9 protein-coding genes are annotated in these 8790 nt (G+C 32.7%); all 9 read left to right on the top strand.

Features of this window, described 5'->3' with window-relative positions:
* The first annotated feature begins 205 nt into the window (after positions 1-205).
* The 9 genes from L21TH_RS00155 to L21TH_RS00115 all read left to right on the top strand — a co-directional run bounded on the left by L21TH_RS00155 (position 206) and on the right by L21TH_RS00115 (position 8693).
* Complete coding sequence (locus L21TH_RS00155; RefSeq protein WP_006305290.1) at positions 206-880, top strand: nucleotide-binding protein; 675 nt, start codon at positions 206-208, stop codon at positions 878-880.
* A 69-nt stretch (positions 881-949) separates the two neighbouring features.
* Positions 950-1180: a 4Fe-4S dicluster domain-containing protein gene (locus L21TH_RS00150; RefSeq protein ID WP_006305288.1), complete on the top strand. Its 231-nt coding sequence runs from the start codon at positions 950-952 to the stop codon at positions 1178-1180.
* Positions 1181-1201: 21 nt separating this feature from the next.
* The gene (locus L21TH_RS00145) at positions 1202-2269 is read left to right on the top strand and encodes a 3-methyl-2-oxobutanoate dehydrogenase subunit VorB (RefSeq protein ID WP_006305286.1); all 1068 of its coding nucleotides are present in this window, start codon (positions 1202-1204) and stop codon (positions 2267-2269) included.
* Positions 2262-3008, top strand: coding sequence for a thiamine pyrophosphate-dependent enzyme (locus L21TH_RS00140; RefSeq protein WP_006305284.1), 747 nt, complete (start codon positions 2262-2264; stop codon positions 3006-3008). The genes L21TH_RS00145 and L21TH_RS00140 overlap by 8 nt, the downstream gene beginning before the upstream one ends.
* A gap of 1 nt (position 3009) precedes the next feature.
* Positions 3010-3549 carry a 2-oxoacid:acceptor oxidoreductase family protein gene (locus L21TH_RS00135; protein WP_006305281.1) on the top strand — a complete coding sequence of 180 codons (540 nt, stop codon included), beginning with the start codon at positions 3010-3012 and terminating at the stop codon, positions 3547-3549.
* 352 nt (positions 3550-3901) lie between these two features.
* Positions 3902-4801 carry a YitT family protein gene (locus tag L21TH_RS00130; RefSeq protein WP_081627872.1) on the top strand — a complete coding sequence of 300 codons (900 nt, stop codon included), beginning with the start codon at positions 3902-3904 and terminating at the stop codon, positions 4799-4801.
* Positions 4802-4931: 130 nt separating this feature from the next.
* Positions 4932-6278, top strand: a complete 1347-nt coding sequence (gene glmM / locus L21TH_RS00125) for a phosphoglucosamine mutase (RefSeq protein ID WP_006305276.1) — start codon at positions 4932-4934, stop codon at positions 6276-6278.
* Positions 6279-6757: 479 nt separating this feature from the next.
* Complete coding sequence (locus L21TH_RS00120; RefSeq protein ID WP_006305275.1) at positions 6758-7834, top strand: carbohydrate ABC transporter permease; 1077 nt, start codon at positions 6758-6760, stop codon at positions 7832-7834.
* Positions 7827-8693, top strand: a complete 867-nt coding sequence (locus L21TH_RS00115) for a carbohydrate ABC transporter permease (protein WP_006305274.1) — start codon at positions 7827-7829, stop codon at positions 8691-8693. Before L21TH_RS00120 ends, L21TH_RS00115 begins: the two co-directional genes overlap by 8 nt.
* Positions 8694-8790 lie beyond the last annotated feature (97 nt).

Genomic DNA, 8790 nt, shown 5'->3' with positions numbered 1-8790 from the left:
TAAGAGGAGAAGAAGAGCCAAAAGAGTATAAGTAAGCTTAATTAAGTGTGTATAAAAAATAAAATTATATATATAAATAAATTTATAGCCCCCAAATCTTTATGTTGAGGGCTTATAGCCCTCAACAAACAAATTTTTATTTGGTGGCAAGATAAGTGTTTGATGCTATTAGCTATCAGATGCTTACTTAAAAGGATGTGATTGTATGCTAAATGATAACAGAATCAGAATAATAACAGGACATTATGGAAGTGGAAAGACAGAGTTTTCTGTTAATTATGCAGTTAATCTTGCTAAAGAAAAAGAAAAAGTTGCTTTAGCAGATTTGGATGTAGTCAATCCATACTTTAGAAGCAGAGAAAAGGCTAAAGATTTAGAAAAATTAGGAATTAAAGTTATATCTAGTTCTATAAAAGGTATAGCAGCAGATGTACCTGCTGTATCAGCAGAAATATTTGCTCCTCTTCAAGATAAAAGCTATGAAACTATACTAGATGTAGGTGGAGACCCTGTAGGAGCAAGGGCATTAGGAAGATATCACAACTATTTTAAAGATGGAGAATATGATATGTTCTTCGTTATAAATGCAAATAGGCGTGAAACACAAACAGTAGATAAAACTATTGAGTATCTAAGGAAAATAGAACAAGCGTCTAGAGCTAAAGTTACTGCTTTAGTTAATAATACACATTTATTAAAGAGTACAACAAAAGAAGAAGTATTAAAAGGGCAAGAACTTGTAGAAAAAGTTTCAGAAAAGACAGGTATTCCTATTAAATATGTAGTTGCATTAGAAAATGTAGCTAAGGAATTACCAAAGCACATCAAAGGAGAAATATTCCCAATAAAGTTGTATATGAGGGAAGAATGGATGCTCTAATATAGAGCATTTAGAATTAAAAAATTAAGTAAAATTTAATTATTACCAAATAAAGGGAGGGTAAAGCAAATGGCTAAAGCTAGAGGTAAAGTAATATTTAAAGAAGATTTATGTAAAGGTTGTGAATTATGTACAACTGTATGTCCAGTAAATATAGTTGTTATGGACAAAGAAAGAATAAATATCAAAGGATATCATCCAGCTACTGTAAAAGAAATGGATAAATGTATAGGGTGTGCAAACTGTGCAACAATTTGTCCTGATGTAGTTATTGAAGTTGAAAGAATTATAGAAAAATAAACTTAAGGAGGGAAATGTATTATGGGTAAAATTTTAATGAAAGGTAATGAAGCCATAGGTGCAGCAGCTATTAAAGCTGGTTGTAAATATTTCTTTGGTTATCCAATTACACCACAAAATGAGTTACCTGAATATATGTCAAGAGAATTACCAAAAGTAGATGGAGTATTTTTACAAGCTGAAAGTGAAGTTGCAGCTATAAATATGGTTTATGGTGCAGCAGGATCAGGAGCTAGAGTTATGACATCATCATCAAGTCCTGGTATTGCATTAAAACAAGAAGGTATTTCATATATAGCGGGAGCTGAGCTACCATGTGTAATCGTTAACATAGTTAGAGGAGGTCCTGGTCTAGGTGGTATTCAACCAGCTCAGTCTGACTATTATCAAGCAACAAGAGGTGGAGGAAATGGTGACTATAGACACGTAGTATATGCACCATCAACTCTACAAGAAACTGTTGACTTAGTTATGGAAGCATTTGATGTTGCTGACCAATACAGAATTCCTGTAATGGTAATCGGTGATGGTATGATAGGACAAATGATGGAGCCAGTTGAGTTCAAAGAGCCTAAGCAAAGAGATATTAAACCAAAAGATTGGGCTACAGATGGAACTAAAGGTGAAAGAGATCCTAATATAATTAACTCTTTATTCATAGACCCACAAGAGTTAGAAGACCACGTATTTAAATTAGAAAAGAAACATGAAATAATTAAGCAAAATGAAACAAGATATGAAGCATACAATGTAGAAGATGCTGATGTAGTAGCAGTAGCTTATGGTACAACATCAAGAGTAGTTAAGAACGCTATTGCTAAATGTGAAGAAGAAGGAATTAAAGTAGGTCTTATCAGACCAATAACTTTATGGCCATTCCCAGATGAAGCGTTTGAAAAGATAAGCGATAAGACTAAAGGAATTTTAACAGTAGAAATGAGTACAGGTCAAATGATAGATGATGTTAAGATAGCTATTAATGGTAGAGTACCAGTACACTTCCATGGAAGAACAGGTGGTATGGTACCTAATCCAAACGACATAGTTGAAGAGATTAAGAAGATTGCAGGGGGTGAAAATAATGGCTAAGGTTTTTGAAAGAACTAATGGATTAACAACAAAGCCATTTCACTATTGTCCAGGATGTACACACGGTATAATCCATAGAATAGTGGGAGAAGTATTAGAAGAACTTGGAGTACTAGGTAAAGCAATAGGTGTTGCACCAGTTGGATGTTCAGTTTTCGCATATGATTATTTTAACTGTGATATGCATGAAGCAGCTCACGGAAGAGCTCCAGCAGTAGCAACTGGAATCAAGAGAGTTCATCCTGATAGCGTTGTATTTACTTACCAAGGTGATGGAGACTTAGCTTCTATAGGTACAGCTGAAATAGTTCATGCTGCACATCGTGGTGAAAAGATAACAACAATTTTCGTAAATAATGCTATTTACGGTATGACTGGTGGCCAAATGGCTCCTACAACATTAATAGGACAAAAAGCTACTACAGCTCCTTATGGTAGAGATGAGGACCATGCTGGAAAACCATTAAAAGTTGCTGAAATGCTGTCAACAATAGATGGAGCTAAATTTGTTGAAAGAGTTTCAGTTCATAACCCAGCTAACATAAGAAAAGCTAAAAAAGCTATAAAAAAAGCTTTTGAGGTTCAACTATCTGGAGAAGGATTCGGTATAGTAGAAGTATTATCAACATGTCCAACTAACTGGGGTAAAACTCCAACTGAATCACTTAAGTGGTTAGAGGAAAACATGATACCTTATTATCCTCTAGGAAACTTCAGAACACCAGAGGAGGTGGAGTAGAATGCAAGAAAGAATAATTATGGCAGGATTTGGTGGTCAAGGTGTTATGTCAATGGGACAGCTTTTAACATATGCAGGAATGATAGAGAATAAAAACGTTTCATGGCTACCTTCTTATGGTCCTGAAATGCGTGGTGGTACAGCTAACTGTAACGTAATGGTTTCTGATACGCCAGTAGGTTCTCCAATAGTTACAGAAGCTACAGCTGCAATAGTTATGAACAGACCATCATTAGATAAATTCGAAAAAGATGTAGTTAAGGACGGAAATCTATTAATAAATAGTTCACTTATAGATAAAAAAGCAGAAAGAGATGATATAAACGTTTATTATATACCAGCGAATGAAATTGCTGTAGAATTAGGGAATGCAAAAGTGGCTAATATGGTTATGCTAGGAGCATATTTAGAGTTAACTAAGGTAGTAAAATCTGAATCAGTACTAGAAGCATTGAAAAAAGTATTCGGTGAATCTAAGAAACATTTAATTCCATTAAATGAAAAAGCTCTTCAAAGAGGAGCAGAAGAAGTTAGGAAGTAAGATAAAACCCTATCGGTTATTAGACCGATAGGGTTTTTTTACTAATTTAGAATAAAAAGTGTTATAGATGACGTACTAGGTGACGTGAAAGAAGACGTAAGAAAAGATGCAGTGTGTATAAGGTGACGTACATAAAAAAGAAAAAATAACGTAAGAAGAAATGTACGGAAATATAAAAATCGTGCTAAAGGACGTGTGATAAATAATTCTACATTCCTATGCAGATTTTAGCATAGTATAAAGTAAAAAATTACAATTTTTTAAATATTAAATTAAGTGTTGCAAACTAAAAATTGAGTTAGTATAATGAAGGTGAAAAAAGGGGTAACCCGAAAGGAAAGAGGTTTTTCAATTGCAACTTGTTAAAAAGGCGAGTATAGGCTCAAACAACGTCCTAAACTCGTCGGAGATAGTAAAAATATCTTTAAAGTTAAGTGCTATCTTTTTTGGCTGCCTTTTATGTGCAGTGGCGTTTAATGGATTTTTTATTCCTAATCATTTACTAAGTGGTGGAGTTGGTGGTATAGCTATAATGGCACATTATTTGACCAATATCCACACAGGACTAATTATTTTTATTATTAATGTACCTATTTTTATAATCGGAGCAAAGTTTATTGACAAAGAATTCATTATTTACAGCTTTGTTTCAATGTTTACTATGTCAGTTCTTTTAAGTGTGACAGAAGGTATTGACCAGTATATTAAGACTAATGATATGTTATTAGAGGCAATATTTGGTGGAGCATTAAATGGACTAGGAATGGGTATAATGTTCAGAAATAGAGCTTCACAGGGTGGTGTCGACATAATTGCAGCAGTAGCTAAAAAGAAATTCAATGTAAACTTAGGTACTGCGTTAATGGGAGTAAATTTGTTGATAATAGGATTATCGTCAGTACTATTTGGATTAAAGCCTGCAATGTATACGATAATAGGATTGTATATTGGTTATCAAATAGTTGATAAAATACAATGCGGGTTAGACACTAAAAAAACTGTAATTATAATTTCAGACAAATCACAACAGTTAGCAGATGAAATAATAGTTAAGCTAAAAAGAGGAGCAACGTTAATTGATGGGCAAGGTGCATATAGCAAGAATAATAAAAAACTAATCTACTGTACTATTATGTCTAGTCAATTAGCTAAACTGAAGGAGCTTGTAGAAGAGATTGACCCAGATGCATTTATTACAGTAAATGATGCACAGGAAGTAAAAGGGAAAGGTTTTAAGCATGTAGGTATCTAAGGTAGGGTATTATCCCTACCTTTTTTAATGGAACGCTGAACCGGGTTCAGCATTCCATTTTTCGTTCTTGTCATTACCAATCTGTGTATGATATTATAAAATAGTGTAAATCAGTTAGGGAGGTAAAAAAATGGGTAGATTATTTGGAACGGACGGTGTTAGAGGAATAGCTAATAAAGAGTTAACTTCTGAGTTAGCATATAAGTTAGGTAGAATTGGAGCATACATATTAACAAAAGAAAAGAAAAATGCAAAAATTGTTGTAGGAATGGATACAAGAATATCTGGTGATATGTTAGAAGGTGCATTAATTGCAGGTATTTGTTCTGTTGGAGTTGATGTTATTTCAGTAGGGATAGTTCCTACACCAGCAGTCGCATGTCTTACTAGAATACATGAAGCAGATGCAGGAGTTGTTATTTCAGCTTCACATAATCCCGTTGAATATAATGGAATTAAGTTTTTTAATTCAGAAGGATATAAACTAGACGATAATACAGAAAATGAAATAGAAGAAATAATATTATCTAATAAGGATATAGATGTAAATCCCATAGGCGACAAAATAGGTAAAAAAATAATAGTGGAAAATGCAGTTGAGGAGTATACAAATTATTTAAAGAAGACGATAGATGTGGATTTTAAAGGGATAAAAATAGCTGTAGATTGTGGAAATGGTGCAGCTTATAAAGCTGCTCCTGAACTACTACATGAATTAGGAGCAGAGGTATATGTAATACACAACTCACCTAATGGCATAAACATTAACGTTGACTGTGGGTCCACAAAACCTGAAGAGGTTCAAAAGCTTGTACTTGAAACAGGAGCTGATATAGGAATATCATTTGATGGAGACGCAGACAGATTAATAGCAGTAGACGAAAAAGGAAATATAGTAGATGGAGACTATATTATGGCCATTTGTGGTACACACTTAAAAAACAAGAACAAATTAAAAAATAATACAATAGTAGGAACAGTTATGAGTAATATGGGACTGGATATATGTTTACACGAAAACAATGTTGAAATAGTTAAAACTAAAGTTGGAGATAGATACGTTTTACAAGAAATGTTAGATAAAGACTATGTATTAGGTGGAGAACAATCAGGACATATAATATTCTTAGAGCATAATACAACAGGGGATGGCCTTTTAACAGCACTCCAATTGATTTCAGTAGTAAAAGAGACTGGAAAGAAATTATCAGAGCTAGCTAGTATAATGACTAAATTACCTCAAGTATTAGTTAATGCAAAAGTAGATAACGACAAGAAAAATAAATATTTAGAAGACGAAGTAATAAAAAGTGAAATAAAGAAAGTAGAAGAAAAATTCCATGGAGAAGGAAGAGTAGTAATAAGACCTTCAGGTACTGAGCCATTAGTGCGTGTAATGATAGAAGGAAAGGATAAAGAAGAGATAACTAAAATAGCGAAAGAAATAGCAGAATTAATTGAAGAAAGATTAAATTAAGAATAAGGGCTGGATATATCCAGCCTTTTTATCTTAAAAAGTTTAATTATGTTTTGTGTTTTTTATTAAAATTATTTCAAGTTTTTGAGTGTTTTACCTTTTTCGTCTGCTTGTACGTTAGTGTGGATTAATTTCAGTTATTAGTTAAAAACTGGTAGATAATAGCCCAATGTAGTGTAGCTGCTTTTTTCTTAGAAAATAAAAGATAAATTTATTTACTTAATCATTTTCACAATATTTACAGTTATAGATATAATATTCCTTTCTTGACATAGCTATGTATATCTTCTATAATAAAACTATCAGAAAATTCATATATAAATGAATATTTTTGTACACCATAAAATATAATATAGTGATTAGGGTCTTAGTTTGAGACCTTTATATTTTAAAACTCAGGAAACCGGTTTCAGTACTTTTAAAACATGTCATATTTTATTAATGACATGCATATGGTTATATTTAAAGGGGGTGCATCAATGAGTAAAAAGAAAAAATCATTAACGTTAGCTCAAAAGGAACAAAGACTAGCGTACAAATTATTATTACCTACACTTTTAATATTAGTTATTATAGCGATTTATCCTTTAGGACAAGTCTTTTATACTAGTTTAACCGATAAGACTTTTGCAAGTGGTGATGAAGGACATAATTTTGTTGGATTTGACAACTATAAAAAGCTATTGAGTATAACAATAAAAGAATTACCACCAGTGCTTGATGAGGATGGCAATCAGAAGATTGACCCTGAAACTAATGAACCAATATACGAGAGACCTATAAGAATTTTACCTCGTAAGCCAGTAAGATATAGGGAATTAAGTCAATTTGGTTTCTTTGATAAAAGATATGTAATTGGGGCAACTGACCCAGATTTTATTTCTGCTATAGGTAATACAATCGTTTTCACGGTTGTATCGGTGGCACTGGAAACAATTCTCGGACTTATCATTGCTTTAGTAGTTAATAGTAACTTCCGAGGCAGAGGTGTAATGAGAACTGTAATGTTAGTACCATGGGCCGTAATTACAGTTGTTTCAGCAAGAATGTGGGAATGGATGTTACAGCCAAACAGGATAGGATTTTTTAACACATTACTTGAAAGATTTGGTATAGGAGATGGTCAGTTAGCATTCTTAACTACAAAAGAATTACAACTACCATCAATTATAGCTGTTGACGTGTGGAAAACGACACCATTTATGGCATTGCTATTATTAGCAGGATTGCAACTTATTCCTGATACGTTATATGAAGCAGCAGATATTGATGGAGCTAGTAAAGTAAGACAATTCTTTACTATTACATTGCCATTATTAAAACCAACTATAGCAGTAGCATTAGTTTTCCGTACATTAGATGCTTTAAGGGTATTTGACGTATTCCAAGTACTATTATCTAATAGAAGGTATTCAATGGCTAGTTATAACTATTTCCAACTGATAGGTAATAGAAACATGGGATTGGCTTCGGCTATAGGAGTTATTATATTCATATTAATAGCTATATTTGCAGTTTCTTACATTAGGTTGTTAGGAGTTGATGCCGATGAATAAAAAAACTTTGAAGGTTCTTAACAGAGTAGGATTTTGGATTTTAATTTGTTTTATATTTATATACATGTTGTTCCCATTTTATTGGGCTATAAACTCATCACTTAAATCAGAAAGTCAATTACAAATGACTCCAGCTACTTTTGTTCCAAGGGACCCTGAAACAATGAGTATAGCACCTACTCTTAAAAACTATATAGCGGTAATTAAAGATGGTCAGTTTACAAGAGGGCTTTGGAATAGTACTGTAGTAGCTGTGTCAACTACCGTATTAGCACTATTAGTTGGTTCATTTGCAGCATTTGCATTAGGTAAATTAAGATTTAGAGGAAAAAGGGCATCACTCTATATTATATTAGCAATGACAATGTTTCCACAGGTAACGATATTGTCTGGTTTATATGCAGTTATTAATAAACTTGGTATTGGTGCTAAGCTAAGTATGATTTTATCTTATATGATTTTTACATTACCGTTTACTACTTGGGTACTAACTTCATTCTTTAAGGATTTACCAGTAGAGATAATGGAATCTGCTCAAGTAGATGGTGCAACTCCATTTCAAACATTTAGAAAAATATTATTACCTTTAACAGCACCAGCATTAGTTACAACTGGATTACTTTCGTTTATTGCAGCATGGAATGAATACTTATTTGCTCTTACATTTACTTCAATAGACCCTGCTTCTAGAACTGTACCAGTTGCTATATCATTATTTACAGGTAGTGTATCAAGACAGGAGCCATTTGGAGAAATAATGGCTGCAGCAGTTCTAGTAACTGTACCAATCGTTGTATTGGTATTAATATTCCAAAAACGAATAATAGCAGGTTTAACTGCAGGTGCAGTAAAAGGTTAATATTGGCTAATTCTTAAATTTACATAAAATAAATATAAAATAGATAGTTGCAAAATACAAAATTAAACTTATCCACAGAAAATTAGTAAAAAAAATA

The organism is Caldisalinibacter kiritimatiensis, from assembly GCF_000387765.1.
Taxonomy (GTDB): Bacteria; Bacillota; Clostridia; order Tissierellales; family Caldisalinibacteraceae; genus Caldisalinibacter; species Caldisalinibacter kiritimatiensis.
This window is presented reverse-complemented; position numbering and strand designations above follow the sequence as displayed.

Bases quoted from the DNA above. Each gene is read 5' to 3' on its own strand.
- L21TH_RS00155 (WP_006305290.1), top strand. From the start codon at position 206: ATGCTAAATGATAACAGAATCAGAATAATAACAGGACATTATGGAAGT.
- L21TH_RS00150 (WP_006305288.1), top strand. From the start codon at position 950: ATGGCTAAAGCTAGAGGTAAAGTAATATTTAAAGAAGATTTATGTAAA.
- L21TH_RS00145 (WP_006305286.1), top strand. From the start codon at position 1,202: ATGGGTAAAATTTTAATGAAAGGTAATGAAGCCATAGGTGCAGCAGCT.
- L21TH_RS00140 (WP_006305284.1), top strand. From the start codon at position 2,262: ATGGCTAAGGTTTTTGAAAGAACTAATGGATTAACAACAAAGCCATTT.
- L21TH_RS00135 (WP_006305281.1), top strand. From the start codon at position 3,010: ATGCAAGAAAGAATAATTATGGCAGGATTTGGTGGTCAAGGTGTTATG.
- glmM (WP_006305276.1), top strand. From the start codon at position 4,932: ATGGGTAGATTATTTGGAACGGACGGTGTTAGAGGAATAGCTAATAAA.
- L21TH_RS00120 (WP_006305275.1), top strand. From the start codon at position 6,758: ATGAGTAAAAAGAAAAAATCATTAACGTTAGCTCAAAAGGAACAAAGA.
- L21TH_RS00115 (WP_006305274.1), top strand. From the start codon at position 7,827: ATGAATAAAAAAACTTTGAAGGTTCTTAACAGAGTAGGATTTTGGATT.